Raw genomic sequence first — 23,522 nt, forward strand, 5'->3', positions numbered from 1 at the left:
TGGAACCGATGTTCATGGCGAAAACCTCCTGGTCGATGCTCTCGAACCCCTTGTCCGAGACACCTCACTCTCACCCACTCCTCTCCCCGGCCGTCGGCCGGGCAGGCGCGATAAGCGCCCTCATCGCCAGCGCCCTTCGCGCGGCGATGAACGTCGCCAGCGAGGCGTCAGGGGCCGAAGAGCCGCTGTTTCAGGCGGGTCTGCCAAGGGCTGTCGACCTGATTGGCGGTCGCGGCTCGGTCGGCGTCGAGGGTCGCTGCGAGGTGCTCGGGGATGTCGGCATAGCCCGCCGCAACCGCGATCGCGGCCTCGGGCGTGGGAAGTTCGCCGGGCGCGGTGCCGCACCATTCGAGGATACGGTCCTCGCCATCGCCGTCCGCTGCAGCGAACGCCTGGAAGAAGAAGGTCGCGAGCGGGCGGTCCCACCCGATTGCGGCTTCGGCCACGTCGGGGCGGTCGGCGCGCGGCTGCAGGATGTGGCGGCTCATGCTGCCTGGGTCCGGTGGATGCGGTGGCGGACGTGGCGCTCGGCGCCTTCGGCGCCCTTCATCGCGGTCGCGACCGCGCGCGCGGCCTTGGATGCGCCGGCCTGGCGGAGGAGGTTGCGAGCCTCGCGCAGGCAGTCGATCGAGGTCAGGATCGCGGTCGCGTCCTGCTCGGTGGCGGGTCGTATCGCGGACATGGGCTGCTCCTTTCGCTGATGGGACATTGCCGATGCGCGTGCCGGTGATAGGCTGCGCTTCTCAGGAGGGTGGTCATGGCGACCAATGCGATGAGCGTGCCGGGGACCGGCCGCGCGAAGCTGTTCTCGGGGTGGATCGTCGCAGGGCTTCTGGCGCTGCATCTCGTCACCTTGACGGTGGTCCACTACGTCGCCGGGCCGATGCTCGGTTTCTCGCCGGCATCGCCCGATCTGATCGCGGCGACGATCGTGATCGGCGCGGCGGTCGTCCTGGCGCTCGTCGTCCGCGACCTTGGCGCTGCCGATCGCCGGCGGCGAATCCTGGCGGTGCTGCCAAGGGCGCACGGCAGGACCGTCCTGACGACGGTCGGCGGTCTGGCGATCAGCCAGATCCCGCTGGCGATCCTCGCGCTCCAGGGCAACACGATCTGGCAGATGGGTACGGCCGAGAAGCTGGCGATCGGGAAGGCGCTTGCGGCCTCGGGCGGCGCGTCGTCGATCGCGCTGGTGGTTGCGACCGTGGTCGTCGCGCCGATGGTCGAGGAGCTGCTCTACCGCGGTTATCTGCTCGGCGCGCTGCGCGAGCGCATGCCTGGGTTCGCCGCGGTGCTGGTGTCGGCGCTGCTGTTCGTCTTCGTGCTCCACTTCGAGCCGGCGAACCTCGTCGCGGCGCTCTGCCTGGGGCTGGCGACGGGATGGTGTGCGCTGCGGACCGGATCGCTGCTGCCCGGGATCATCGTCCACATGGCGAGCAACGCGTTCGGGCTGTGGTATCTGTCGCTCGCGGCGGGATGAGGTCCGCGGCCTCGGGTCAGTAATCGCGGGCGAGCATGATGGTGAGGACGCGCGTCGTGATCGAGGCGTCGGCCGGGTCCTCGGAGCCGAACTCCATCGCCGCGTCGTAATAGTCGATCTTGAAGAAGATCGTCTCGCCGTCGAGCTCGAGCGAGCCGAAGTCCCGTTCGGAGCGGTCCTCCGGCGCGAAGCGATAGTCGCGGACCGCTTTCAGGAGGCGGGCCTGGGCGATGATCATGTCAATGTTCCTGTCGCCCTTGGCGATGGTGGCGAGGCAGTCGCGCGTGGCGACGATGCGCGCGGTGCGGTCCAGTCCCATCCGGCAACGATCGTTGAGGTCGGCGATGCGGGTGTTGGGCGGTGCGAGCGTTGCCATTATGCGGCCTCCTTCAGTCCGGCGTTGAAGCGGTCGAGCCATTCCCGCATCGTCGGGCGCTCCTCGAGCGGGATCGAGGCGGCGACGTCCTGGAACCGGATCAGGTCGAGCGGCGCGTCGCGCTCGATCGCGTCGATCTCGGCGGCGGGGAGCAGCCCCTCCCAGCGGATGAAGTCGCTCATGCGGCCGGGACGCGCGCGGGTTGTCTTCCGCCAGAGCCCCTCGACCGTGCGGAGCCGCGGGGCGGCGCGAGCCTCCACGAGTACGATCAGGCGCAGGCACCAGCTCGGGAGCGCGCGAACCTCGTCCGGCGTCATGCCGATGCAGAACCAGCAGCTCGATTTCGGAGGCACCGGCAGGCCCTCGGCCTCGATCCGGCGCTCGCACGCGTTCCGGTCCCAGCCCCATTCGCGCAAGGGGTACTGGCAGTCGTAGAGCGGATCGTCGATCGTCGCGGCGTGGGTGTAGCGGATCGTGTCGCGCTTTCCCGCGTCGAACCCGATCAGCCGCACGACCCGCTGGCCGCGCGCCCATGCGTCGATCGCTGGCTGCCAAGTGCGCAGGAAGGCGTCTTGCGGCGCCTTCTTGTATTTGAGGCTGCAGCTCGACCCGCCCAGCGACTTGCTCGGCAGCGTGGCGTTGGTGAGCGCCATCTCGAGCAGCGAATAATAGGGCGGCCAGTGCTTGAACCGCTTGGGCGTGTACGACACGATCTCATGCCGGATGCCATGCGAGCGGAGCCAGGGGCCGATCACGTCGAGATAGGCGTAGGTCTCGGGTTTCTCGACGCCGGTGTCTGCGGTCAGCACTAGGTCGGGAGCCTCGCCCCGGGCGACCTTCTCGACCAGCAGCGCGGTGCTGTCGACGCCGACCCCATAGGCGAGGACGACGGGGGGCGGCGCGGCGACCATGATGATGTCGGGGTTACGGGCGGCGGTTGAGCCGTCGTTCCCGACGTCGGGCCTCGTGCCGGAGCGGGCGTCGACGGCCAAGGCGGCGAGTGCGTCGTTCGCGGCGCGCATCGCGGGCGTCGTGCTGGTCGTCGGCATGGGGGCGCTCCGGGCTCTGTTCGATCACATGATCGCCCAAGCCCGCGCCCCCTCCCCTTTCCGTTGGCGCGTCGAGCGCCAGGATGTCGTCTAGCGTCGGCGTGGGCGTGCGGAGCGGCCGTCGTCCGAAGCGGATGCCGTGGTTGGTCGCGTACTTGCTGACCGAGCACGCCTTGCGGTCGAGGGCGGACGCAAGATCGGCAATGGCGATGCCGTGGCGGAACGCGAGATCGAGCGCCCGCGTCTCGTCGGCGCTGAACGGACGGATATAGCCGTGGACGAGCCCGAGCAGGTTGGCCCGGCTGAACATGGCGGCCTTGGTGCGGCCGAGCTGCGCGGCCAGCGCGTCGTTGGGCATCTTGCCGTAGCGCTCGCGCAGGAGTGCCTCCTGGGCCTCGGTCCAGTCCGGGCCCATGCGCCAGCCGTTCCTATTGGCGTGGGTGCCGCGCAGCCCGAGATACTCCGCGCGCCAGCGAAGCGAGCAGGCGGTACGGCCGAGCCTCGCGCGCAGCGGCGTCAGGCTCGCGGCCGCCTCGTAGGCGTGGCGCAACAGCGCGTCCTCGTCGGGCGTCCAGGCGCGGCCCCAGCCGCGACCGTAACCGAGCTTGCGGATGATCTGCCCGAAGCCGGAGAGGGTTCGGGCGGGGAAGCCTTCCGAGGCCATCATCGTGATAATCTGAGTGTAGCGATAGCCCTCGGTCGCGAGATAGAGCGCCCGCGCCATCTCGGCCTGCCCCCAGTCCGGCGGGTGGCTGGCGTGAGTGATCCCGAGCAGTCCGGCGCGACCGGAGAGACCGCTGAGCGGTCTGCCGATCAGCGCGGCGAGCTGCAGGAGCGGGACGCTGCGAGCGTAGCCAGCGCGCAGTTGGGCGTCCTCCCATGCCGTCCATTCCGGGGCGTTGCCCTCGGTCAGTCCGAGACAGCCGGCGCGCGCGTAGATCGCGCTGCACGATCGGCCGAAGTCGAGCGCGAGGGTGGCGGTCGCCTCGTCGCCGTAGCGTCGGCGCAGCTCGTCATCCTCGAGGTCGGTCCACGGCCTCGTGGAGTTGCGCCGTAGGCCGAGCGTCGCGACCTTGTCGGCGACGCCGGCACGGCCGCGCCCGATGGCGTCGGCGATCTCTTCGAGCGAGACGTCCTGCCGGAACAGGGTGACGAGGCGCCCGATCTCGGACGAGGTCCAGGCGTTCGCCCGGAAGGCGATCTCGCGGAGCGGGGCTGATGCGGTCCTGGGCCTCGGGCAGGGCTCCAGCTCGACGATGGTGGCGTCTAGGTCGAGCATGTCACGCCAGTCCCACGACGGCGACGTCGCTGATCTTCGCGCGAAGGCGGGCATGGAGGCGAGCGATGCGGTCGTCGCCGCGAGGCATGGTATCGACCGCGGAGAGGGCGGCGAGGATGTCCAGGCCCGCGTCGACCGCGTCGCGCTCGGCGCCGAGGTGCGAGGCGAGATCCGCGGCGGTGGTGGCGTTCGGCGCAATGCGACGGAGGACGCCGACGATGGCGGCCGCGGTCGGTGCTGCAGGTTCGAGCAGGAAGGCATCGAGCGCACGCAGGCCTTTCATGGTGAGGCTGGAATTGCGGGCGCCCGATTGCACCTCCTTCAAGGCGGCGAGGTCGAGGAGGCGCGCGGCCTCGTCGCCGTCCACGTCGGCCGCGCCCTTCAGCTCGGGCGTCGCCCCGAGGTGCTCGGTGATCGTCGGGTCGATCTTAGCGAGGAGGGGCAGCGGGGCGAGCGCCGGGCCCATGGCGAAGAACTCGCCCGGTGCGAGCTTGCGCAGTTGGTCGGCGTCCTTGGCCGAGAAGCCGAGCAGGTCGGCCGCGCGCGCGATGTCGCGATCGAATACGTTAAGGCCGACAAGGAAGTTCTGCAGCTCGGACACGACCGACGACGACAGCTTCGCGAGGCGCTGGGTGGCGATGATCGGCGCGATGCCGCGCTTGCGGCCTCGGGCCGCAAGATCGGTCAGGGTGGCGACGCCGAGACGGCGGGTCTCCGCGTCGCGAGCCGATCCCGCGTGATGCGGGGCAAGGAGATGGCCTTCGTCGATGCAAACGAGGACGGTGTGCGCCCAGTCCTCGCGCGGTGCGCCGATCAGCCCGGCGAAGAAGGCTGCAGCCTTGATGATCCGCTGATCCGGATCAAGGTCGGTCAGGTCGAGGTGGAGGGGGAGCCGGTGGCGACGGCCGCGCGTGGCGGCGGCGGTCAGTCCGTCGGCGGTCAGCTCCGCAGCGCGGAGCGTGGTGGCGCCGATATGCTCGGCGAGGTTGCCGAACTCGCCTTCGGGATCGACGATCATCGTCGTCACGAAGTCGAACGCCTCCTCAATGATGCGGCGCAGGGTCCGGCTCTTGCCGGCGCCCGAGCTGCCCTGGATGAGCAGGCGGCCTGCGAGGAGGCGATCGAGATCGAGGCTGAGGGTGCCGGTGGAATGGCTTCCGATCGGCACGCGATTGTCGGGTTCCTGGGGATGAAGGGTGTGGACGGTGGCCATGGCGAGGCTCCTTGGCAGGCTCGGACTCCAGGCGAGCCCGAACTTCCGACCCCCCTCCCCTTTCGTCGGGTCTCAGAGCATGTGGAGGTCGGGACGCTCCGATCGTGCGGCGGCGTCATAGCCACGCTGCCAGGCTGCTCGGAGGCGGGAGCCCCGGCGGTAGCTCGGGTTCGCGTTGCCGGAGACGAAGCAGCGCCATCCGAGCTTCTCGGCCTCCCACTCGGGGTCACGCGGCGCGGGCGCGAGCAGCGCCATGAGGTCCAGTCTCATGCGGCGATGCCCCTGTCGATCTCGGCTGGCGCGCCCGAGAAGATCGGGAGCATCGGGTGCGGTCGCGGCAGGACCTTGGGATAGGGCAGCCGGGGAAGGCCGCGGCCCTCGCGGCGGGCGTTCCTCGTCAACTCGAAGCAGTAGGCGTAGAGTCCGTCCTGCCGATGGCGGAGCAGCACCCGTTCACGCTGAAGGCGGGCGAGCCATGCCGCGGGCGTCTCTTCGAGGCGCGGTCTGGGAGCCCCGAGACGGACGAGCTGGTCGACTCCTCCGGCAGCGCCGCGTTCGCCGGTGCGGATCTTCGACAGTGTGCGGCCCGAGAGCGTCGTGCCGTTCAGTCTGAGGACGATCCGGGGCTTCGTGACGCCGCGGTGAGCGCCGCTCAGTGCGGCATAGACACGGCCGATGTGACCCGCCTGGGGATCGCTGTAGGAGACGACGGCCTCGACGGCCGGGCGCTCCCGGCGCAGCACGTCGAAGGCGCGGGCGACGAAGAAGCTCTCGCCGTTCTGGGGAACGCCGTCGAGGAGCAGGAGCCGCGCCAGGACGGTGCCCTTGGCCGGGTCGGTGAAGCCGGTATGCGCCGTGATGACGGCGTCGACGGCGGGGCGCGCGAACACGGCGACGCCGGCGAGCGTCCCGCGTGGGCCGAACAGTCCCACGGCGACCTGCGCCGCGGGATAGTTCGGCAGGTAATGGTGCGCGCTGATGAAGGCGCTGGCGACGTCGTGCGCGATCAGGTCGACGCTGTAGGCGCGCGGATCGATGACGGTCTCGTCATTGGTCCAGAGCGCCCGGCGTTCGCGCCAGCGCTGGCTACGGCTGGTGTCCATGGGAATGTCCTCAGGCGGCGGTCGCGAACAGCGTCGGCGCGAGTCTCGTCGCACCACCGAAGGCGCGCAGCGCCGTCGCCATTTCCTGACGCATGCGCGACTTGTTCCCGAAGGTGATGTGCGGATCGAGCGAGCGGCCATCCGCTGTGACGAAGCCGACCGCGGGCGTTCCCGATGTTTCGACGACGATGATGTGGCCGGGGCTGTCCTGGCCCTTGCCGGCATAGCGGACGGTGAACTCGCCGAGCTTGCCGCTCAGCCCCTTGGCGAGCTTGCTCCAGCGGATGTGGCCCGCGCCGACATTCCCGTCGCCCGTCGCGGCGCGATCGAGCCACGTCCGCAAGTGGGCGCGCTGCTGCAGGATCGTGTTCCGGGTCCGCTCCATCGTCCGGCACAGCGGCAGCGCGGCTGCGTGGGCGTCGACGACGGCCATCGCCTCGTCGGGCGCGGCGATCAGGATGTCGTCGATCGTCATGTCGGCGACGAGCGCCCGGAGGCGGGCCGTCTGTCGCGGGTCGCGTGCCAGGGCCTCACACCGGCCTCTGGTCAGTGGTGGCGCGTCCGGCGGGACCGTCGGGCAGAAGCCAGCGGCAGCGCTCAGCACGATGATGTTCAATCCGTCGGCCTCGGGCCGTGCGCGGATCTGGTCGACCAGTGACGCGGTCGGCCCGTTCCCGAGCCCGGGATCGTCGGCGAGGACCAGAAGGCGTCGGGTCCAGCGTGCCGGGCGCGGTTCGTCGAACGGCTTGGGCCAGCTGCTCGGAAGGGGTCGTGCCGCGAGTGCGGGCGCGAGCGGGCGCGGCTGGTTGCCGGTCCGTTCGGCGGCTACATTGCTCCGGCGCGCGGCGTCGAACAAGTCGTGCGCGTCACCCCCGCCATCGGAAAAGCCGCGGTCGTAGGCGGCGCGGTGCGCGGGGAGCCGGTTGCTGATGTCCGGTCCGCCATAGGTCCATCCGGCATGCGCCGCGTACCATCCTCGGCTGTAGCAGACGGCGGTATCCCAGTCGTAGCCATAGGCGTCGCGGCCGCGCAGGATCGCGAGATCGCTATCTCCGATCGAGCCGGTGGCTGCCTTGCCTTCGACGTGGAGGAAGTTCCGCCGCTGTCGCTCGGCTTCAGATGCCAGCTGGATAGCGTCGTTGACCGGGCGCATGGCGCCCACGCGCGCGCGGGTCCGCGCCATGCGGTCCTCGAGGGCGGCAGTCGGCGGCAGGTCTGGGAAGTCGCGCCACGCCTGCGCCAGGGCCTCGGCGTGTTCGGGCGAGCGGCCGCGCGCGATCCAGGTCGCGGCGTCGCTTGGGTCAAAGCGATCGTCCATGGTCAATCTCTGCTGAACCGACGTGCCTCGAAGGCGCGGTAGCGCGCGAGGGCACGATCGAGGTGGGGCGCGGCGCGCGCGTAGAGCATGGCGGGGTCGTCGCCGGCGAGCTGCAGCTGCGGGGCGTCGAGCAGCGACGTGGCCTGGTGGCCGATCTGCCGACCATGCTCCGCGCGAAGGACGGCGCGCAGTGGTGCGCCCTCGGCCTCGGGGCTGGATGCGATGCGCGAGAACAGGCGGAGTTCGACGCGCAGCTGCGCGGGGCTGTCGTCGTTGCGAGGATGGAGCCGCAGCGTGATCGGCGCGCCGTGAGCGACCGACGCGATCGCGTCGCCTCGGTTCCAATGCAGGGCGAGCGGGTCGACCTCCCAGCGGTGCCGCTCGGGCGGGTCGATCTGGCGGAGCAGGCGGACCATCTCGCAGAAGTCGGCCGTGATCTGCGCCTCGGCGTCGGGCGGAGTCATGCCGCGACCTTTCGCAGCCGGTCCAGGCCAAGGTCGGCCACGGTGAGCGTATCGAGCCGTGCGGCAAGCTCGACGAAGCGGCCGGTCAGGTCGTCCGTTCGAGTGAAGATCTGGCCGTCGTCGAGTTCCTCCGGCGCCCGGAACAGCGTCGGGAGGATGGGGTCGCTCATCTCCGGGTAGAGGCCCGCGACGAGCAGCGCCTCGATGCGCCGGCCGACACGGTAGATCTCGCCGCCCAGGCGGTGCTTCTCAAGGCCCGGAGGCAGGCGGAGATAGTCGATCGGCGCGATGACCTCGGGCAGCCGGGCATGCGGACCGCCGTGGCGCTTGCCCCCGAAATCGGTCCGGTAATGGATGCGATCCTGCCGCTCGTAGGAGAGCTGGTCGAAGGGAACGAGGAGCAGGTACTGGTACAGGGGTTCGGCACCCGCGGAGCGGGTGCGCGTGCAGACGATCTGCATGGGGACCTCCGTCAGGCGAAAAGGCGTGCCGGCTCGGCGACCGGCGGGGTCAGGGCGAGCTCGGTGCGGATGCGTGCCGCGAACCTGTCGGGGGCGAGCAGATCCCGGACACAGGCCCGTCGGTTCCGATCCCCCAGATGGTCGCTGCGCCCGCGCACGCGCCGGTAGATGATCTCGTTGTCCGGCCCGAGCGCGCTGAGCGACAGCTGCACCCAGACTTCCTCGCCGTGGAGCGTGATCTCGCCCGACACGGCGGGACCGGCCTTGTTCGAGCGAATGTCGTAGCTGCCCTCGTCAAGGCAGAGCGCCTCCGCCAGGCGGCGCATCGCGGTGCGTCCCTCGGCATGGAAGACGCGCTTCGCCGCCTCGTCGTAGGCGACCCCGCGATAGGCGAGCGTCCGCAGCGCCGGGAAGCGGCGCAACTCGGCGATCTCGGTCATGCAGCGCTGGCGCAGCACGGCGTCGTCGGCGCGATCGGCGGAGACGGCGGCGAGATGACGGGTCAGCAGGATGACGGCGCTGTCCGTCTCTACATCCTTGCCGGCGTTCCGGCAGTCGGTGATCGCTGCCTGGATGGCGTGCAGCGCCGTCGTGATCGTGGTCAGGGCGCTGGGATCGAGCGCCTGCTGGTGGCGGAACGCGACGTCGTAGGTCATACCGAAGCTCCTCGAGCTCCTCACGAGCTCGATCGGCCAGGCCCCCCTTCCCTTTTCGGCACGGTCCTCCGGGACCCGTGAAGGTGGAGAGAAGATGAACCTCTTGTCAGTGGATTGAGGCGCGTTAAAAAGTTACATCCAGATCGGATGCTATTCTTGGGGGGTACGGATTGGCCGCGCTGAGCCTGATGTCGTGCTGGCACGGAGGCGTCATGGACGTCCGCCTGCCTGGGATCACCGCAGAGGGCGAGACGGCGCGAAGTCTGGGACCTGCCGCCACGGGAATCCTGACGGTCGTGGGACCGTTCCACGTCGAGGTGGTGGCCGACGCGCTGCAGGCGCTGGTCGTGGAAAGGATCGTGCCGCTGCGCACCGACGCGATGGAGATCGAGGCGAAGTTCGTCCTCGCGCAGCCCTGGAACCACGACAGGATGATCCGGGCCGTCCAGCTTCGCCAGCGGGAGATCGCGGCGGGGCCGATCAGGGTAAGCCGGGTGGTGATCCCCAACCTGCCCGACCACTACATCGTCGGCGAGGGCGTGCATCGGAGTTTCGCAGCCCGCCAGCGCGGCGACCTGGTCATCGACGCGATGGTCACGGCGACGCTCCACGTCGCTCCCGAGCAGTTCTGCGTCGTGGGCGACACGCTGATGCGTTGTACGTGCGACGGCACGTTCCCGGTATCACCCTCCGGGTCCGCGGCGCGGCCGGTGAGCCGCGAGGCGGCACGTTTGTCGCGCGACGTGATCCACGTCCTCGCGGCGCTGGGGTGTGCGGTCTATCCGGAAAGCCAGTACGGCGTTGTAAGCCAGGGCTTTTGCCCGTGCTTCAAGGTGGTCGGGCTCTAACTGCCGTCCGCGGCGTCGTCCTGGGCTAGGAGCAGCTCGACGGCGCGCGTGATGACAGCCTCGTCCCCATCGTTGAGGACGTCAGCGTCGGGTTTGGCCTTGCGGATCGCTGCGATCACGGCAGCGGGCGAGTTGCCTCTCAGAGGGTAGGTGTAGACCGTGTCGCTCTCGATGGTCATGACGCTGGTCCGCAGCTTCCGCCTCATGGCCTTGGTCTGTTCGGCGACGTCCATCAGGTGCGCGACCTCGTGCTCGAGGCTCGGTTCGAGCGTCACGCCGCGGTAGACGCGGGCCGTCCTGTTCGCCCGCAGCCATGCGTTGACCTCGGCCTCGGTGACGGAGCCGAGCCGGTGATAGTCGTCGGCGCCGCCATGGCCGCGGTTGCTGGCGGCGAAGCTCCGGACACCGTCGATCCAGACCTCGGCGGTATAGCAGGCGGTCTCTTCGGACAGGGCGGCGACGACGCGCAGCTTACGCAGTTCGATGTGCATGGTGCTCTCCTTGAATGTGGCGGATCACCGGCGGCGCGGGGCCGGGCCGATGCTTCGAGCGATGTGGCCGGCGTAGACCGCGCATGCCGCCCAGTAGGCGGCGACGGGGGGCTTGCGCGTGTGCCAGCTCTTGTCCGCCTTCAGGCGCGCTTCGTCGCGGATCTCCAGGAGGAGCCGCTGAAGGGCGACCCTGGCCTCGGGATCGAGGCGACGGAGTGCCTGAACCGCGGGCAGGAGGAGAACCGGGTTGCGGACCTCGGCGCGGTTGCTGCGGGCGCTCATTGAAGCGTTCCCGCAAGCGCGCTGGTGTCGAACCCGTCCATCTCGAACGCGGGTTGCCGGCTGTCGATGGTCAGCGCGAGCGCGCCCGGCTTCACCCAGATGTCGCGCGCCGACAGCGTGAAGGTCTTGCCGGTCCCGGCGAGGAGCAGCGTCTCGCCGATCGTCTCCGCCATGCCGCGCGCGGAATCCGCGGGAATGGCGTTTCCGATCCATTCGCGCCGCTGGGCGTCCGACCCGCCGAGCAGGTCGAAGAAGTCGCGCGCGCTGACGATCGCTTGCAGGGCCGCGAGCTCGAGCGTGGTGAACGGGCGGTGCCAGGTCTGATCCATCGCGACGATGCGGGCGACCAATCGATCGTCCGGACTCGGGAGCGCGACGGGCGTCTCGTCGAGGATCGGCTCGCGCGGGTCGGCGATCGACCATGGGCCCGAGTTGTCCTTGGCGGACGCGGGCACCGCGCCGGTCGAGCCGCTCCAGTCGACCACGCCGTAGTGGCCCTGGGTCAGGTACTTGTCGCGATCGGCGCGCATCAGGCACGTCGGCCTCGGGTCCGCGACGGAGAGCGCGCCGGAGCCGACCCTGTCCGATCCCGTGACGGTCGGGCAGGCGGCGGCGGCCGACACGACGCGCATCTTGTTGGCGTGCGCGCCGAGCGAGACGCCGGCGTACTTGGGATCGGCGACAACGAAGGCACCCATGCCGGTCGTGCTCGCGCCGATGACGGCGTTCGCGGCCGAGCGATAGCCCGTGACCCGGTACTTGCCGTTGACGTGGCGACCCTCTGGGGCGCGCGGGTCGGCGACGGCGAGGCCTCCACCAGGTCCGCCGGGGCCGGCAACGGCCGCGGAGGCGCCGTCGAAGGGGACGATGCGGAAGGTGTTGTTGAAGCGCGGTTTGCCCTCGATGCGTGGGTCCGCGATCGCGTTCGGGCCTGAGCCGACCCACATATTGCCGGTGACGACGCCGGCAGGCTTCGCCCACTCGCGGACCCCGCACTGGACGCTCGACGGATGTCCGTCGATCCGGGGGTCGGCGACGCAGTGCGCGCCGCCCGTCGGTTTGGGATTGCCCGTGACCACGCCGCTCGCGGCCGACCAGGCATGGACTCCGAGAACATGGCGGTGGGTGTCCGGCCCGTAGGCCGGGCGAGGGTCCGCGATCGAGAAGGTGCCATTGGTCGGACCGCTCTTGCCCTGAACGACGCCGGTCGACATCGACCAGGAGAGGACGCCGAGCGTACAATCCCGCTTCTCGCCATAGCGCGGATCGGCGACGCTGAGCGCGCCCCCCGCGACGTGGACTGCGCCGCTGACGACGCGGGTCGACTGGTCGAACGACGTCACCGAGAGGAGGTTGGTGTGCGTGGCGGGGCCATAGCCCGGACGCGGGTCGGCGATGGCGTAGCTGCCGTTGGTCGGCCCCCCGCGGCTGCTGATCGTCCCGACATGGCCGACCCAGCTGTTCACGCCGAGGAAGCCCGATCCTTCGCGCGTCGTGAACGGCCGGGGGTCCGCGACCGAGAAGCGACCCTGCCCCGGCGCGCGTGCGCTGGTCACGAGCGGGCCGCGGTCCTCCCAGTGGCAGACGCCATAGGCGTTCTCGCGCATGTCGGGCTCGGGGACGATGCCGTAATCGGCGAGGACGCCGTTCTCGACGCGGAGCCGGTTGAGCGAGCGCCAATCGGAGCCGGCCTCGACGAACGCGAGGCGCACCCAGGTCTTCCACTGCAGCGCGGGAACACGGTGCATCGAGCCTGCGCGCGGGTCGCCCGGGAGGGGCAGCTCGCCGATCACCTCGCCGACGCCGCGCAAGGGATAGAGCCGGGGCTGGTAGATGAACGGCGGCACCTTATCGGGATGGCGCGCGATCAGGAGGAAGCGTTTGCGGCTCTGCGCAAGGTTGCCGATCAGGCCGCAGTCGTGAACATCCTCGTTCACGCTGTAGCCGTAGGCGTGGAGCAGGGCGATGATCTGGTCGAGGAGCCAGCGCCCACGCGTGGCGATCCGAGGCACGTTCTCGAACAGCAGGATCGGGATCGGGTCGTCCTTGTACGCCTCGAGCGTGAGCCACATCCCCCGCAAGGTCAGCGCGTTCAGCGCCTGGTACTTGGCGGTGAGGCTGACCGCCTGCGACAGGAGGGAGCTGAATCCCTTGCATGGATAGGACGCGAGGCAGACGTCGACGTGGCCGAACACGGCGCGGACGTCGGCGGGGATCGCCTCCCGCCAATCGGGTCCGGGGTCGCGGCCGTGGAACGCGCGGTACTGCTCCCTGTTGAACAGGTCCATGACCGTGCCCTTGACCCCGGTCAGGCGCTCGAAATTGCGGATCGCGCCGGGGTCGACGTCGATCCCGCCGGCGCATTCGAAGCGGGCGCGCAGATGGCCGACGCGCGGCTGCGCGCCATTGAAGCCGCGGGCGCCTGAGCCGATGCCGCAAGCCATGTGCGCGTGCCGGAAGACGCGCTCGGTGACGGGAGAGAAGTGCATGGGGGTCTCCTTGGGGTCCGGCGCGGACTCTTCCCCGCTTCCTCGGCCGCCCTTCCCCCTTCCCCCTCGCCTCGCTCAGGCCGCCAACCGGCGGTCCCGATAGAGGTCGGCCGCCCATTGCTCGACCCAGGCTTCCGTGACCTCGTCGTGGTCCAGGTCGCCGCTCTCGATCAGCCCGCGGATCTCCGCCCGAGCCGCGACGATGGCGGCCTCCCAAGGATCGCTTGCCGATGGCACGTCGGTCGGCTGGGCGACGAGGGGCAGCCGTTTCGCAGGTTCGCTGAGACGGGCGAGCTGGGTGCGGGTCCAGCGCTCCAGGTGGGTCGCGACGAGCTCATCGCTCTTGGAGACCCTCCGGCGCCGCGCATCGTGACGGGCGGCGATGCCGTAGGCCTGGGAGTCGATCGATGCGAGCCGGTGCGCGAAGGGTGTCAGGTACGGCAGCGCGGAACCCTTCACGCCGAAGGCGTGCAGCCGGATCGTTGCCGGTAGATGCCGGTCGAGTTGCTCGATTACGGCAACGAGGCCTTCGGGTCCGCTGATCTCACGCCGGCACATGCTTCCGACCCCGATCACGGTGCCGGGGACGAGCGACCAGCTCAGCGCGTCCGCGCAGCGGATGTAATCCTCGGGGCGACGGCCCTGGATCACCGGCATGAATCGGTCGATGATGCCGAGGTCGAGCGCGCGATCGCGGCAGTCGCGGTTCGCCCGGATGGTGCGCGAGATACGATCGAGGACGGCCTCGCGGTCGCCGGCGAGCTCGGGTTCGACGCACCAATCGATGCTGGCGAAACGGCGGAATGGGTATGAAGCCGCGAGCGCCATGTATTGATCGACAGTCCACGGCATTCCGCCATACCGGACGGCGCAGACATAGCCGCCGCTGTCGAGGTCGAGGCTCGGCAATCCGTGCGCGTTGCGGAGCGTCTGCGTTTGGAAACCCTGCCAATCGGGCCAGCCCCGCGCGCGGGACCAGCGGGACAGGCAGTTCGCGGAGATGAGCACCGGCTGTTGGAGCAGGCGCGCGCGCTGCAGGATCGGCCCCTCATTGAGGTGCGGGAGCCCGACGACGATCTCGATCGTCATGGGAGTGGTTCGACGTCGAGCGCGGCGAATGCGTTGGGGCTCTTGCCGCTGTCGTAGCGATCGGCTGCTACGAGACCGCGATGCTCCGGACCTTCGTAGGTCGGCCACCCGAGGTGATCGACAGAGGCGACCTTGCGGCCGATCACGCCGACTTTGCCCTCCGGCACCCATTCCGCCCATGAGCCGGACGCCGAGGTGACGACGACGCTACCGATCAAGGCCTCGTAGGCGGCGCGCCTGCGCACGACGTGGCTGTCCCGCGGCTCGATGGTCGTGCCGGTGAAGGCAGCATAGGCGTCCGGCCGCCAGTTGCGGGCGATGTCGTGGGCAAGCTGGAGCATGGTGCTGGTGCCGACCGCGGCGGCGCCAGCGAACTCCGCCTCGAACGCGAGAACCGGAAGCGACCAGAGCACGTCTTCCTCATATTGCGGGGTGTCGTGCCGGAGCGCGTCGGGCATCGCGGCTTGCCGCTCGTCGGAGAGGACCAGGCCCCCGTGCGTGGAGGTCTCGACGCGCCAGATCCCGGGCAGGACCTGCTCGGCGGTTTCGATGGCGCCCCAGAGGCTATCGCGTGGCTGTGGTGACGTGGCGAACGGCATCTCTGCTCTCCCTTCAGGTTCACAGCCGCCCTCCCCCTCCCCTCTCGTCGGATCGCTTGACGGTTGGAGGCGTTCACGTTACGTTCTGCGCGCCAGGAGGTCCGCCATGGGTAAGTTGAAGGCTACGCGTTTCCACGACCGCTTCGATCTCGACGTGACGCTGCGCGACGCGTCGTGCGACGAGCAGCTGACGCCCACGCAGCGGATGATCGCGGGTGCGTCGATCGGTAAGCCGGTGGAGGACGCCTATTACTCGGTTCGCGAGCTGCGGGAGGCGGCCGTCTGGGTGCATGAGGGCGATCCCGACGGCAAGCCGCGCCTGGCGAGCATCCTCAGCAACGACGGGACCGACGATTATCAGCGCTGCATCTACTACTGCCTCGCGGGCCGCGGGGTGGTCGCGATGCTGGACGATCTCATGTGGCTCGAGGACCTGCTGGAGGCGCGCGGCATCGTCGCCGGCAAGCTGATGCGCGCCAAGGTGCGGCAGATGCCCGCCATGGATCCTTACGTGTCGGCAGAGCCGGATGGCCCGGTCGGGGTCGTGTCGGACGACTTCAGGCAGGGTCCGTCGTGGTGGATGGACCCGACGCTGGCGGAGTGACCGGCGCCTCGAGCGCCGGCAGCTCTTCGACCGAGAGGATCGTCCAATCGTCGGCGAACCAGTCGGCGCGGCGCGGCGAATAGGGCTGGTCGAGGATCGCGCTGCCCTGGCGGTAGCGGAGCATCGGCTCGGCCATGCCCTGTCCTTCGGGCACGTAGATGTAGATCAGGCCATTGTGCCAGGCGGGGCGGCGCGCGCGGGCGCCTTTCCTGATCTGGCCGAGAATGTCGGCGAGGGTCATGGCTCGCACTCCAGTCGTTCGCCGCGCCGCCACTTCGCGGGATCGAGCCAGGTTCCGGCATGGGCACCGACATGGCCGCGCTCGGCCGCATCGTAGGCGGCAGCATAGGATGACGCCCGTTCGGGGTCGTGGCGGAGATACTTCATCGCGGGGATCGCCAGACCGGCGCGGATCATGGACTCGCCAAGGTCCTTGCCGTCGACCGTGACGGTGGCGACGGGGCGGCCGTATGTCTCTTCGGGGGTCAGCGTGAACGCGGCCGAGGCGTTGCGGACCTGCCGGGCGGCGAGGTCCTGCGCGGCTTTCCCGCACGCCCAGCACGCGCCGTCGCGCTGGCAGAGCTGCTTGCGCTCGAAAGCATCGACGCCGAGCAGGCGGAAGTCGACGCTCACCGTGTCGCCGTCCAGTGCCCGCGCTTCGGCCTCGAACCGGGGCGCTCGCCTGTCGGCATCGCCACGGGCCGCACCGCGGCTGTCCGCTGCGCCGCACGACGCCAGCGTCCCGAGCAGGAGGAGAAGCGAGGTCAGGCGCACAGGACCATCTCCACCTCGTCGCTCCGTGTCGGCACCTCGACGGCGCGATAGGGCTGGAGCGGATGGCCGGTCCGCACGACGCAGGCACGGCGGTTCTGATCGAAGATCTGCGCGGCGACGCGAGCGGCGTTCTCGCGGCTGCAGAGCAACAGGCGCTTGGTCGAGAAGATCGGGATCGAAGCGAGCTGGGTCATGGCGGGTCTCATAGCCGGGGGTTGTCGCAGATGGTGAGCGTCAGGCGAAGATCGTCTTGTGGACCTTGGTCTGGGGCACGACGGTCCACGCGCGTTCCATGAAGCCGCCGATGCGATAGCCGAGACGGCTCGTCGGATCGCGGAGCACGACCCGGCGGCCGCGCTTCTCGACGATGAACTCGTCGCCCTCATGGCCGTCGGTGAACTTCATCGGCTGGGCCAGCTTGATCCGGTCCCCATCCTGGAGCTTGCGCGATCGGCGCTGCAGGTTGGCGAGGCAGCGTTTGCGCCAGTCGAGGGCATGTTCGTTCTGGGTCGGCGTCAGCAGCTTGAGGATCGTCTCGGGGCACGATGCCTCGTTCGGCCCCATCGTCTCGTCCAGTCGGGTAGGATTGGTGCTGCTCATGGAGTCAGCCCTGATCCCCCCGCCGAACCGCACGTGCAGCTTTCACCGCATGCGGCTCTCCACTGTGACGAACCATCACTTTGCCGTAGATCGGGCAGGCGGCCTCTGTGAGTATCCCAGTGGCATTGCTCGCACAGGACCACCGTCCTGCGGGCGCGTGCCACCTTCATTCTCACGACAAAACCGCGGTGCGAAACATCGGCCATCCCCCGGATATGGTGCACCTGACACGGAACATCGGATCGACCGCAAGCCTCGCATTGCTTGGCATTCTGACGATCAACCCAGTCCGTACGTGAGTGGGTGAACACCTGCGTCCAAGGCTGGATATCAATCCTGGACGAGGTGGCCGGATCACGTTTCAGATGAGCCAGTTTCCAGACTTTGACCGATCGGGGCTGGCCATCGACGTCGTAGCCGATGGTGAATTCCTGCCCCGTCCTCATGCGGGCCAAGACCGCTCGCACATTGGTTTTGTGCTTGCTGGCCAAGGTCTTGAACAAGCTCCACCGCTGGAGAAACTCAAGCCTGTTCAGCTTGAAGCTCACATCCTTGGCGAGAGCATAGTAGTTCGCAAAACCCCGCAATTCGGCGTTGTAAGCTAGGACGATCTCAACGTCGCTGCAGCTGAGCAGCAGGCTACGATGACGCGGCTTCAACACCGACAGATCACCATAACCTTTTGCAGAAGCGAACGCGTGGACCTTCTCCCAAGGGACATGCAGCTGCATCACTTCCGACGGCGGCCTACGAAGGAAGCTGACGGAACCTTGTCGGCTCCGGACAACCCGTTGGCGTGTCGTATATGTGCGGACCTCATATCCAAGGAAGGCGGCTCCATCGCTCGCCTTGCGGATACCGCTTTTCTCCTCGGACACCGTGAGCGCCAGCGCCTCGGTCAGGAATGCCCTGACTTCGGCGAACACGCTTCGTGCATCCTCCTTGCTACCGATAACCCCAATCATGAAGTCGTCCGCGTAGCGACAGTAACGAAGTCGGCGATAACCGGGGTCCATCGCGTCTCTCGACGGGATGGACCGCTTTTGCGGCAGTAAGGTTTGGATTTTGGCCAAGGAGGCCGCAACCTTCACCTCGTCGACATTGTCTTTGGCCCGCAGCATGGTGACGCGCTTCCGTTGTTTCTGGATGCGCCCAGCCAGTCGCCCATATTCCGGGTTCGTGGCACGGACCTTCCCCCTCTCGAAAGCCGCGATCCGTTCCGCCATGAACATATCGAGTTCATGGAGGTAGATGTTGGCCAAGATTGGAGAGACGATACCGCCCTGCGGAGTGCCGCTGTAGGTCCGGGTGTGAACCCGGTCTTCCATAACACCCGCCTTAAGCATGCTGCCGATCAAGCCGATGAATTTCTCGTCATCGATCCTTTTCCGCAACAGCCGCAGGAGGATGTCGTGGTCGATGTTCTCGAAGAACCCCGCGACATCCACATCTACGAGCCATTTCACCCCCGTCCATACGGCTTTGACGTGTTCAAGCGCCGTATGACACGACCGGCCCGGCCGGAATCCATGGGAGGCGTTCGAGAACACCGGTTCATAGATCCGTTCGAGCAGTTGCCGCGCCACTTCCTGAACGAGGCGGTCGTCGCGCGTGGGAATGCCCAGCGGACGCCGTTTGCCCTTGCCTTTCGGGATAAACACCCGACGCACTGGTTTGGGATCATAGGTCCCTGCCGTCACGCTGGCGATAATCGGGTCGAGGTCTTCCGGTCCGAAGTCCGCGAAGGTCTCGCCGTCAATACCCGGCGTCATCGCACCCTTGTTGGATCCGATCTTCTGGAGCCCCTCCTCCCAAAGGAGGCGAGACCCCATCAGACGATAGAGTCCATTCACCCTTTTGCCCGACGCAACGAGCGCCGGAAAGGCCTCCAACCGGCCTTTCACAGTTTCTGGCAGCATCAGCACACCCCATGATCGGTGGTTGAAGAATCACAGCTGCCGCCCTTCCCCCGGTCTTCCCCGCTTTCGGCCCGATCGCTCGAGACCTTATACAGTTGCACCGCCGCCTCCGAAGAGGTCGATGTCCCGGGCATTACCCCGGGCATTTGAGTAATATGGCGGCTCCGTACCCATGCAGGCCGGCAGAAGCCGCCTGTTTAGGGCATCCCGTAGTTACGCTGAATGGAGATGCGGCGCGGTTAGGTGTCCCGTTCGTCCACTAAACCCCTCGACGAGAGGCGCACCGGATGGGCTGAGAAACAGGCGGCCAAGACATGAGACCGCTGTCATCATCCGGACCTGGCGTGACAGTCGCTTTCGCCAGTATCGCTATATAGATTGCTGCAGACTGGGATTTAAGCAGTGTAGCCTTCACCATACGCACCTTGCCCTGACCGTCATCGCCTCCATTTGCGACTAAGACGCATCTGGCCTTTTCCGAACATGCTATTGTTCCCCGTCCCTTTCGGGATTTCAGACCTTGTGAGGCCCGAGGTTAGTCCGGCGAGCAGAGGCATTCTCAACTTACCTCATCATCACTGATACTCCATTTCAGCGCCGCAACGGCGCACTGTCCTTGTAGCCGAAGATCATCCCCTCCTTGTCGTTGGGGTTCCAGCGGACAAGGCAGACGATCGCGAAGATTTCTCCGCCGATGCCGTTCGCGAGGACCTGCGCAGCGGCGTAGTAGACGCGGTTGCCGGGGCAGGACGAGGCGATCACCTTCAGCCCCCGGGTCGAGCCGTCGTCCTGGTCGCGGGTGTAGGTGAACTGGTCGTCGAGATAGGCCGTCGGCGAGGCGTGCCCGGCCATCGAGCAACGCGGCATGTATAACCATCCCATGTCGGGTCTCCTGCAGGATCGGATTACCAGTCATGCGTCGGGAGCGCGGCGATGGGCTCGCAGTCCCGGTCGAATTGAAGCCAGTCGGCGCCCGCGGCCTCGGCCGCATCGAGGCAGGCGCGCAGGGTGTCGGGCATCCGGTCGCGGCCGTCCGACCCGACCCAGATCCACCAGCCATAGTCGCGCCAGCGCTCGGCGACGATGAGGCTGTGCCAGGTCGCGTCGCCTCCGGCGATCGGCACGATGCCGGCAACCACGCCGTCCAGCTGGCGGGCGACATCGGCGGAAAGGTGGGCGGTCGAGAGACATGCGAGCCGCTGGATCTCGATCGTGTCCATCATGCCGCCTCCAGAAGAGCCGGCACCTCGAGGTCTTCGGCCTGGTCGGTCACGATTGCGGCGGGCTCGCCGAAGGCGCGGAGATAGTTGTAGGCCTGTTCCGCCTTCGAGGCCGCATGGATGATGGCGGTCTTGTCGGCCCGGAGGATGCCGAGCCAGTGCGCGACGTAGCTGGCGTGATTGTCGTGAAGCTCGTTGGGGAGCCCGATCTCGGCGCATGCGAGGCCAGCACCGATCTCCGCGACAAGCTCCTCGAAGGCGTAAGCCTTGTCGCCGAACCGCTTGCCGAACTTGCGGCCGAGCCGCGAAGCGTGCCCCGACCAATGGACCGTCTCGTGGAGTCGGGTGCTGGCATAATGGTCCATCGAGCGAAACGCGCTTGGCGACGGCATCTGGATGTAGTCGAAGGTGGGCGAGAAGAACGCCTCGTTACCGCCGTGGCGTACATCGGCGGGGATGGGATCGACAAAGGCGTCGATCGCCGCCTGGCGCTCCGACGGCGAGATCGGCGTCTCGATCGGCGGGGGAGCGTAGAAGTAGGCCGGCAGGCCGTCGATCTGGTCCGCGTTGAACACGATGTAATGGCGCAGGAAGCGGATGTTCTTTTCGCTCTCCTGGCCGGTGACGATGTTCGTCTCGGTCTTTTTGAACGAGGAATAGTAGACCGAGACCGCGCCGCGTTCGCCCTTGCGGACGTGCGCGCCGAGCTCCTCGGCCTGGCGGAAGGTCATCCAGAAGCGCGAGCAGTAGCCGCGAACGTCGCCCAGCGCCCACAGGTAGAGCGTGTTGATTCCCGTGTACGGGGTGCCGCAGTGTCGCAGCGGGCGCAACCCGCCGCTGCCCCCACGCGAGCGCCAGGGGCGGTTCCAGGGGGCGACGCCGGCTTCCAGCTTTTCGATGATGAGGTTCGTGATTTCGGCCGCCACATCGCGGCTCGGTTTGTTGTGCCCGGGCATGGTCTGTTGTCCGATCTGGGGGCAAAAAAGAGCCGCCGACGCGGGGAAGCGCCGGCGGCTCAGTCGCCCAGGAGGAGGTAGGTGGGTCGTCAGGCCGCTTCGGCGGTCTCGCCCTCGAGCAGGTCCTCGCCGTCGCCGGCGTCGGGCGTGTCAGAGCGCTCGGCGGTTTCGAGCGGTACGCTCTCGCCGTCGGCGTCGTCGCCGGCACCGGACTGGTCGAGGTCCTCGTCATCGGCGATGGAGAGGGTGTCGTCGGTCGCATCGTCGAGGAAGCGCATCGTCGCCGGCACCCAGGCGAGCGCCGCCTCCTTCACGTCGGCCTCCACCAGCGCCTCGCCGGCGAACAGCTTGTGGCACGACGCCGAGATGTCGGGCTTCTTCGAGGCGGCGTACCGACCCGAAAGCGCGGGACCGCCGACGTCGTGGAGGAGGGTCAGCAGCGAGCCCTTCGGCACCCGGTCGAAGAAGTTCTGCGAGGTGGGCCGCCACCAGGCCGCGACATCGACCTCCATGATCGAGGCGAGCCGGTTCTGAAGCGGGTTCTGCGACGGGCCGGAGAAGCCGTCCTTCGCCTCCAGCGAGACCGCGACCACATAGGCGAGCCACGCCGCCTTGCTGTCGTCGTCGAGCTCGCGGAAGGCCTCGAACCGCTCGACCGCGGTCGCGTGGCCCATCCAGTCGCTGACCAGCCCGTCGTGGCACTCGGCCAGATACTCGCGCGCGCGGGTCGACGGCATCTCGCCCACCGACGGGTCCATCGGCCCGCGGGCGCGGACGGTGGTGCCGTAGTAGGTCGAGCCGTTGTTGCGCGCGTCGATCATCACGAAGATCGCGTAATCGAGCGCGAGTCCCGGATGCTGGACGAGGTTCGCGGCGAGCACGTCGCGGCGCTGCACCGCAAGCTCGTCCTGGAGGCGGGCGGTCAGCGGCTTCCCGCCCGGGGCGATGGTCTCGGGACGGGGTGCCGGGTCGCTGCCAACAGCGCCGCTCCCGCCGGTGACGGTCGCCGTGGGATCGCCTCCTCCGGCGCCGCCTGCCTCCCCGTCGGGCACGACGTTGCCGTCGGCGCCGAGCCGGATCGGCTTCTCGCTGTAGTAGGTGGTGTCGAGCACCATCTCGCCGCGCTGGCTGAGGGTCAGGAAGGCGCCGACCAGCGGCCGCAGCTCGTCGGTGAGGATGCTCGGGCGACTGTTGAGCGTGTTGCGCTCCTCGTCGAGGCGGTCGAACTCAGCATCCAGCTCGGCATAGGCCTCCTGCGTGATGTCCTCGTCCTCCATCTCGGACTGGATCGCCTCGAGGCGGTCCTCGATCTCGGTGACGCGCGCGTCTTCCTCCTCCGTCATGGGGACGGTCGGGAGGATTACCCGATACAGGCCCGAAGCGGCGTTGTAGGTGTGGTGCGTCGCGATCGGACGGATCCAGGCCAAGCCGGTCTCTTCGCCGATGCGGGTCGCCTCGGTCTCCAGCTTCGCCGCGGCGAGGCGTTCGGCGATCTCGGGGTCGACCCAGCGGTCGCCGTCCTCGGAGAACAGGTCCGCGACGATCTTGCCGCCGGCTGCGAGATAGGCCGCGTCGCCGACCAGCAGCGCGACCGGGTCGGTCGCCTTCATCGTCTGGTGGACTATCGCGCGTCGGATCGTGTCGGCGTTCACGTAGCTGTGACCGCTGTAGCTGTTCCAGACGAGCAGCTGTTTGTCCTGGCTGTCGGTCGAGGCGTAGGCCTTCGCGATCTCCAGGCTGATCTCTCCGGCCGCGAGGGCGTCGAAAATCGGTTGCGCGAGCGTGGCGAGCCGGAGACGGCCCTCGATGAAGCGGCGGGTCTGCCCGAACCGCTTGGCGACCGCGTCGATGTCGCCGTCGACCCCGAGGAAGTGCTGGAACGCGCGGCACTCCTCCGCCGGCGTCAGCTTGAGCTGGTGGAAGTTGGCCGCGAGGGAGGTCTCGCTGAGCGCCGCGACATCGGCCTTCACGACGAGGACCGGAACGTCGTACTCCTCCGGGTTGATGGCGCCGCTCTCGGCGAGCATCGACAGCGCGCGCCAGCGGCGGCCGCCATCGAACACCTCGAACATGCCGCGGGGCTTGGTGACGGGGGTGACGAGGAGGTTCTGGAGAACGCCGCGCGCGCCGATGTCGGCCGCCATCTCGGGGATGCGCAGCTGGTCATCGGAAACGGTACGGACGTTGATCGGCGAAAGCCGGAGCTTCGCCAGCTTGACGGTCTGAAACATTGGGGCAACTCCTTCTGGCATCCG

General features: G+C 68.3%; 28 protein-coding genes and 1 pseudogene. 3 read left to right on the top strand and 26 right to left on the bottom strand.

Translation table 11 applies throughout. The features are described 5' to 3' along the window. Positions 1 to 167: 167 nt before the first annotated feature. Positions 168 to 488, bottom strand: a complete 321-nt coding sequence (locus GO308_RS14400; RefSeq protein ID WP_240885953.1) for a hypothetical protein — start codon at positions 486 to 488, stop codon at positions 168 to 170. Then, the gene (locus GO308_RS14405; protein WP_240885954.1) at positions 485 to 682 is read right to left on the bottom strand and encodes a hypothetical protein; all 198 of its coding nucleotides are present in this window, start codon (positions 680 to 682) and stop codon (positions 485 to 487) included. Before GO308_RS14405 ends, GO308_RS14400 begins: the two co-directional genes overlap by 4 nt. 75 nt (positions 683 to 757) lie before the next feature. On the opposite strand from GO308_RS14405, the gene GO308_RS14410 reads away from it, so the two are divergent. Next, positions 758 to 1,477: a type II CAAX endopeptidase family protein gene (locus tag GO308_RS14410; RefSeq protein ID WP_240885955.1), complete on the top strand. Its 720-nt coding sequence runs from the start codon at positions 758 to 760 to the stop codon at positions 1,475 to 1,477. A gap of 16 nt (positions 1,478 to 1,493) precedes the next feature. On the opposite strand, the gene GO308_RS14415 is transcribed toward GO308_RS14410, so the two are convergent. The 10 genes from GO308_RS14415 to GO308_RS14460 form a co-directional block, all read right to left on the bottom strand. Continuing rightward, on the bottom strand, positions 1,494 to 1,853 hold the full coding sequence (locus GO308_RS14415) for a DUF3768 domain-containing protein (protein ID WP_240885956.1): 360 nt from the start codon (positions 1,851 to 1,853) through the stop codon (positions 1,494 to 1,496). Beyond that, positions 1,853 to 2,764 carry a hypothetical protein gene (locus GO308_RS14420; protein ID WP_240886056.1) on the bottom strand — a complete coding sequence of 304 codons (912 nt, stop codon included), beginning with the start codon at positions 2,762 to 2,764 and terminating at the stop codon, positions 1,853 to 1,855. Before GO308_RS14420 ends, GO308_RS14415 begins: the two co-directional genes overlap by 1 nt. Positions 2,765 to 2,777: 13 nt before the next feature. Further along, on the bottom strand, positions 2,778 to 4,181 hold the full coding sequence (locus GO308_RS14425; RefSeq protein WP_240885957.1) for a hypothetical protein: 1,404 nt from the start codon (positions 4,179 to 4,181) through the stop codon (positions 2,778 to 2,780). A gap of 1 nt (position 4,182) precedes the next feature. After that, on the bottom strand, positions 4,183 to 5,394 hold the full coding sequence (locus GO308_RS14430; protein ID WP_240885958.1) for a DUF87 domain-containing protein: 1,212 nt from the start codon (positions 5,392 to 5,394) through the stop codon (positions 4,183 to 4,185). A gap of 72 nt (positions 5,395 to 5,466) precedes the next feature. Further along, the gene (locus GO308_RS14435; RefSeq protein ID WP_240885959.1) at positions 5,467 to 5,664 is read right to left on the bottom strand and encodes a hypothetical protein; all 198 of its coding nucleotides are present in this window, start codon (positions 5,662 to 5,664) and stop codon (positions 5,467 to 5,469) included. After that, positions 5,661 to 6,497: a hypothetical protein gene (locus tag GO308_RS14440; RefSeq protein WP_240885960.1), complete on the bottom strand. Its 837-nt coding sequence runs from the start codon at positions 6,495 to 6,497 to the stop codon at positions 5,661 to 5,663. The genes GO308_RS14435 and GO308_RS14440 overlap by 4 nt, the downstream gene beginning before the upstream one ends. 10 nt (positions 6,498 to 6,507) lie before the next feature. Continuing rightward, positions 6,508 to 7,815 carry a hypothetical protein gene (locus GO308_RS14445; RefSeq protein ID WP_240885961.1) on the bottom strand — a complete coding sequence of 436 codons (1,308 nt, stop codon included), beginning with the start codon at positions 7,813 to 7,815 and terminating at the stop codon, positions 6,508 to 6,510. A 2-nt stretch (positions 7,816 to 7,817) separates the two neighbouring features. Continuing rightward, positions 7,818 to 8,279, bottom strand: coding sequence for a hypothetical protein (locus GO308_RS14450; RefSeq protein ID WP_240885962.1), 462 nt, complete (start codon positions 8,277 to 8,279; stop codon positions 7,818 to 7,820). Further along, on the bottom strand, positions 8,276 to 8,740 hold the full coding sequence (locus GO308_RS14455) for a hypothetical protein (protein ID WP_240885963.1): 465 nt from the start codon (positions 8,738 to 8,740) through the stop codon (positions 8,276 to 8,278). Before GO308_RS14455 ends, GO308_RS14450 begins: the two co-directional genes overlap by 4 nt. An 11-nt stretch (positions 8,741 to 8,751) precedes the next feature. Then, entirely contained in the window at positions 8,752 to 9,396 is a 645-nt protein-coding gene (locus GO308_RS14460; RefSeq protein WP_240885964.1) for a hypothetical protein, read from the bottom strand. A 212-nt stretch (positions 9,397 to 9,608) separates the two neighbouring features. Here GO308_RS14460 and GO308_RS14465 point away from each other — a divergent pair, with 212 nt between their 5' ends. After that, entirely contained in the window at positions 9,609 to 10,244 is a 636-nt protein-coding gene (locus GO308_RS14465) for a hypothetical protein (RefSeq protein ID WP_240885965.1), read from the top strand. Here GO308_RS14465 and GO308_RS14470 read toward each other — a convergent pair. The 5 genes from GO308_RS14470 to GO308_RS14490 form a co-directional block, all read right to left on the bottom strand. Beyond that, the gene (locus tag GO308_RS14470; protein ID WP_240885966.1) at positions 10,241 to 10,735 is read right to left on the bottom strand and encodes a hypothetical protein; all 495 of its coding nucleotides are present in this window, start codon (positions 10,733 to 10,735) and stop codon (positions 10,241 to 10,243) included. The genes GO308_RS14465 and GO308_RS14470 overlap by 4 nt on opposite strands. Positions 10,736 to 10,759: 24 nt before the next feature. Beyond that, on the bottom strand, positions 10,760 to 11,017 hold the full coding sequence (locus GO308_RS14475) for a hypothetical protein (RefSeq protein WP_240885967.1): 258 nt from the start codon (positions 11,015 to 11,017) through the stop codon (positions 10,760 to 10,762). Then, positions 11,014 to 13,506, bottom strand: coding sequence for a DNA cytosine methyltransferase (locus GO308_RS14480; RefSeq protein WP_240885968.1), 2,493 nt, complete (start codon positions 13,504 to 13,506; stop codon positions 11,014 to 11,016). Before GO308_RS14480 ends, GO308_RS14475 begins: the two co-directional genes overlap by 4 nt. 75 nt (positions 13,507 to 13,581) lie before the next feature. Next, positions 13,582 to 14,595 carry a hypothetical protein gene (locus GO308_RS14485; RefSeq protein ID WP_240885969.1) on the bottom strand — a complete coding sequence of 338 codons (1,014 nt, stop codon included), beginning with the start codon at positions 14,593 to 14,595 and terminating at the stop codon, positions 13,582 to 13,584. Then, the gene (locus tag GO308_RS14490) at positions 14,592 to 15,194 is read right to left on the bottom strand and encodes a hypothetical protein (RefSeq protein ID WP_240885970.1); all 603 of its coding nucleotides are present in this window, start codon (positions 15,192 to 15,194) and stop codon (positions 14,592 to 14,594) included. Before GO308_RS14490 ends, GO308_RS14485 begins: the two co-directional genes overlap by 4 nt. Before the next feature lie 106 nt (positions 15,195 to 15,300). Here GO308_RS14490 and GO308_RS14495 point away from each other — a divergent pair, with 106 nt between their 5' ends. Continuing rightward, a complete protein-coding gene (locus GO308_RS14495) occupies positions 15,301 to 15,798 on the top strand; it encodes a hypothetical protein (RefSeq protein WP_240885971.1) in 498 nt (165 codons plus the stop codon). Here GO308_RS14495 and GO308_RS14500 read toward each other — a convergent pair. The 9 genes and pseudogenes from GO308_RS14500 to GO308_RS14540 all read right to left on the bottom strand — a co-directional run bounded on the left by GO308_RS14500 (position 15,752) and on the right by GO308_RS14540 (position 23,498). Continuing rightward, entirely contained in the window at positions 15,752 to 16,039 is a 288-nt protein-coding gene (locus GO308_RS14500) for a hypothetical protein (RefSeq protein ID WP_240885972.1), read from the bottom strand. The two genes, GO308_RS14495 and GO308_RS14500, sit on opposite strands and share 47 nt — an antisense overlap. Then, the gene (locus tag GO308_RS14505; RefSeq protein ID WP_240885973.1) at positions 16,036 to 16,572 is read right to left on the bottom strand and encodes a thermonuclease family protein; all 537 of its coding nucleotides are present in this window, start codon (positions 16,570 to 16,572) and stop codon (positions 16,036 to 16,038) included. Before GO308_RS14505 ends, GO308_RS14500 begins: the two co-directional genes overlap by 4 nt. Next, complete coding sequence (locus tag GO308_RS14510; protein WP_240885974.1) at positions 16,563 to 16,766, bottom strand: hypothetical protein; 204 nt, start codon at positions 16,764 to 16,766, stop codon at positions 16,563 to 16,565. Before GO308_RS14510 ends, GO308_RS14505 begins: the two co-directional genes overlap by 10 nt. 40 nt (positions 16,767 to 16,806) lie before the next feature. Then, positions 16,807 to 17,172: a hypothetical protein gene (locus tag GO308_RS14515; RefSeq protein ID WP_346769093.1), complete on the bottom strand. Its 366-nt coding sequence runs from the start codon at positions 17,170 to 17,172 to the stop codon at positions 16,807 to 16,809. Further along, positions 17,169 to 19,091 (bottom strand): reverse transcriptase domain-containing protein, encoded by a 1,923-nt coding sequence (locus tag GO308_RS14520; protein ID WP_240885975.1) that lies wholly within the window; start codon positions 19,089 to 19,091, stop codon positions 17,169 to 17,171. Before GO308_RS14520 ends, GO308_RS14515 begins: the two co-directional genes overlap by 4 nt. Before the next feature lie 612 nt (positions 19,092 to 19,703). Then, positions 19,704 to 19,973: pseudogene (locus tag GO308_RS14525) on the bottom strand (hypothetical protein); the annotation flags it as partial. A gap of 23 nt (positions 19,974 to 19,996) precedes the next feature. Then, entirely contained in the window at positions 19,997 to 20,314 is a 318-nt protein-coding gene (locus tag GO308_RS14530; protein ID WP_240885976.1) for a hypothetical protein, read from the bottom strand. Beyond that, positions 20,311 to 21,267, bottom strand: a complete 957-nt coding sequence (locus tag GO308_RS14535; RefSeq protein WP_240885977.1) for a zincin-like metallopeptidase domain-containing protein — start codon at positions 21,265 to 21,267, stop codon at positions 20,311 to 20,313. The genes GO308_RS14530 and GO308_RS14535 overlap by 4 nt, the downstream gene beginning before the upstream one ends. Positions 21,268 to 21,356: 89 nt before the next feature. After that, complete coding sequence (locus GO308_RS14540; RefSeq protein WP_240885978.1) at positions 21,357 to 23,498, bottom strand: ParB/RepB/Spo0J family partition protein; 2,142 nt, start codon at positions 23,496 to 23,498, stop codon at positions 21,357 to 21,359. Positions 23,499 to 23,522 lie beyond the last annotated feature (24 nt).

It is taken from the genome of Sphingomonas sp. SFZ2018-12, from assembly GCF_022496715.1.
Classification (GTDB): Bacteria; Pseudomonadota; Alphaproteobacteria; order Sphingomonadales; family Sphingomonadaceae; genus Sphingomonas.

Excerpts from the sequence above, each read along its gene's own strand:
- GO308_RS14400 (WP_240885953.1), bottom strand. The coding sequence starts at position 488 with ATGAGCCGCCACATCCTGCAGCCGCGCGCCGACCGCCCCGACGTGGCC.
- GO308_RS14405 (WP_240885954.1), bottom strand. The coding sequence starts at position 682 with ATGTCCGCGATACGACCCGCCACCGAGCAGGACGCGACCGCGATCCTG.
- GO308_RS14410 (WP_240885955.1), top strand. The coding sequence starts at position 758 with ATGGCGACCAATGCGATGAGCGTGCCGGGGACCGGCCGCGCGAAGCTG.
- GO308_RS14415 (WP_240885956.1), bottom strand. The coding sequence starts at position 1,853 with ATGGCAACGCTCGCACCGCCCAACACCCGCATCGCCGACCTCAACGAT.
- GO308_RS14420 (WP_240886056.1), bottom strand. The coding sequence starts at position 2,764 with ATGGTCGCCGCGCCGCCCCCCGTCGTCCTCGCCTATGGGGTCGGCGTC.
- GO308_RS14425 (WP_240885957.1), bottom strand. The coding sequence starts at position 4,181 with ATGCTCGACCTAGACGCCACCATCGTCGAGCTGGAGCCCTGCCCGAGG.
- GO308_RS14430 (WP_240885958.1), bottom strand. The coding sequence starts at position 5,394 with ATGGCCACCGTCCACACCCTTCATCCCCAGGAACCCGACAATCGCGTG.
- GO308_RS14435 (WP_240885959.1), bottom strand. The coding sequence starts at position 5,664 with ATGAGACTGGACCTCATGGCGCTGCTCGCGCCCGCGCCGCGTGACCCC.
- GO308_RS14440 (WP_240885960.1), bottom strand. The coding sequence starts at position 6,497 with ATGGACACCAGCCGTAGCCAGCGCTGGCGCGAACGCCGGGCGCTCTGG.
- GO308_RS14445 (WP_240885961.1), bottom strand. The coding sequence starts at position 7,815 with ATGGACGATCGCTTTGACCCAAGCGACGCCGCGACCTGGATCGCGCGC.
- GO308_RS14450 (WP_240885962.1), bottom strand. The coding sequence starts at position 8,279 with ATGACTCCGCCCGACGCCGAGGCGCAGATCACGGCCGACTTCTGCGAG.
- GO308_RS14455 (WP_240885963.1), bottom strand. The coding sequence starts at position 8,740 with ATGCAGATCGTCTGCACGCGCACCCGCTCCGCGGGTGCCGAACCCCTG.
- GO308_RS14460 (WP_240885964.1), bottom strand. The coding sequence starts at position 9,396 with ATGACCTACGACGTCGCGTTCCGCCACCAGCAGGCGCTCGATCCCAGC.
- GO308_RS14465 (WP_240885965.1), top strand. The coding sequence starts at position 9,609 with ATGGACGTCCGCCTGCCTGGGATCACCGCAGAGGGCGAGACGGCGCGA.
- GO308_RS14470 (WP_240885966.1), bottom strand. The coding sequence starts at position 10,735 with ATGCACATCGAACTGCGTAAGCTGCGCGTCGTCGCCGCCCTGTCCGAA.
- GO308_RS14475 (WP_240885967.1), bottom strand. The coding sequence starts at position 11,017 with ATGAGCGCCCGCAGCAACCGCGCCGAGGTCCGCAACCCGGTTCTCCTC.
- GO308_RS14480 (WP_240885968.1), bottom strand. The coding sequence starts at position 13,506 with ATGCACTTCTCTCCCGTCACCGAGCGCGTCTTCCGGCACGCGCACATG.
- GO308_RS14485 (WP_240885969.1), bottom strand. The coding sequence starts at position 14,595 with ATGACGATCGAGATCGTCGTCGGGCTCCCGCACCTCAATGAGGGGCCG.
- GO308_RS14490 (WP_240885970.1), bottom strand. The coding sequence starts at position 15,194 with ATGCCGTTCGCCACGTCACCACAGCCACGCGATAGCCTCTGGGGCGCC.
- GO308_RS14495 (WP_240885971.1), top strand. The coding sequence starts at position 15,301 with ATGGGTAAGTTGAAGGCTACGCGTTTCCACGACCGCTTCGATCTCGAC.
- GO308_RS14500 (WP_240885972.1), bottom strand. The coding sequence starts at position 16,039 with ATGACCCTCGCCGACATTCTCGGCCAGATCAGGAAAGGCGCCCGCGCG.
- GO308_RS14510 (WP_240885974.1), bottom strand. The coding sequence starts at position 16,766 with ATGACCCAGCTCGCTTCGATCCCGATCTTCTCGACCAAGCGCCTGTTG.
- GO308_RS14515 (WP_346769093.1), bottom strand. The coding sequence starts at position 17,172 with ATGAGCAGCACCAATCCTACCCGACTGGACGAGACGATGGGGCCGAAC.
- GO308_RS14520 (WP_240885975.1), bottom strand. The coding sequence starts at position 19,091 with ATGCTGCCAGAAACTGTGAAAGGCCGGTTGGAGGCCTTTCCGGCGCTC.
- GO308_RS14530 (WP_240885976.1), bottom strand. The coding sequence starts at position 20,314 with ATGATGGACACGATCGAGATCCAGCGGCTCGCATGTCTCTCGACCGCC.
- GO308_RS14535 (WP_240885977.1), bottom strand. The coding sequence starts at position 21,267 with ATGCCCGGGCACAACAAACCGAGCCGCGATGTGGCGGCCGAAATCACG.
- GO308_RS14540 (WP_240885978.1), bottom strand. The coding sequence starts at position 23,498 with ATGTTTCAGACCGTCAAGCTGGCGAAGCTCCGGCTTTCGCCGATCAAC.